The organism is Bacillus sp. P4_D3, assembly GCF_056401855.1.
This window is the reverse complement of the sequence record NZ_JBFUIN010001259.1, coordinates 1-604: the sequence shown is the minus strand read 5'-3', so window position 1 is coordinate 604 and position 604 is coordinate 1. Positions and strand designations below refer to the sequence as shown.

Annotated in this window: 1 protein-coding gene; it reads right to left on the bottom strand. The window is 32.3% G+C overall.

Translation table 11 applies throughout. The features are described from left to right. Positions 1 to 82 precede the first annotated feature (82 nt). On the bottom strand, positions 83 to 604 hold a 522-nt coding region (locus tag AC1DTM_RS30670), incomplete at its 5' end, for a peptidylprolyl isomerase (protein ID WP_477001729.1).

Genomic DNA, 604 nt, shown 5'->3' with positions numbered 1-604 from the left:
CTCTATATGAGTTCCCTTTTCTATTAAAAATTAAAAAACAGAAATATAGCACTATGCTAAATCTCTGTTTTCCTTCTAAACTTTACTTCGCATCTAAGAATTTAAATGTATCTTTAAATTCATTATCTGTTACTTTAATATCCGCTTCTTTCAATAGATCATTGATTACTTGTTGTTTCCATTTACCTGTCGCATCTTGTAGTCTTTGTTGTTCTAAATCTTTTCGAATCGAATCTTTCACTTCATCAAAAGGTTTCAATTCTTTTTTATCCGTCACTTTTATAATATGATAACCAAAAGATGTTTTTATTGGCTCACTTACTTGTCCTGCATCTAATTTATACGCAGCTTCCTCAAATTCTTTCACAGTTTGACCAGGAGCAAAACCAGCTATTTCTCCGCCCTGTTCCTTTGAACCAGTATCTTCCGAATATTGTTTCGCTAAAGCAGTAAAATCTTCACCATTATTTATTTTCTCTTTTACTTCTTTCGCAGTTTTTTCATCTTTCACTAAAATGTGACTTACCTTCATTTCTGGTTTATGGTTATCTTTCACATCTTTATCTGTGACAGTCGCTCTAATCGCTTTCTCCAGTGCAATTTC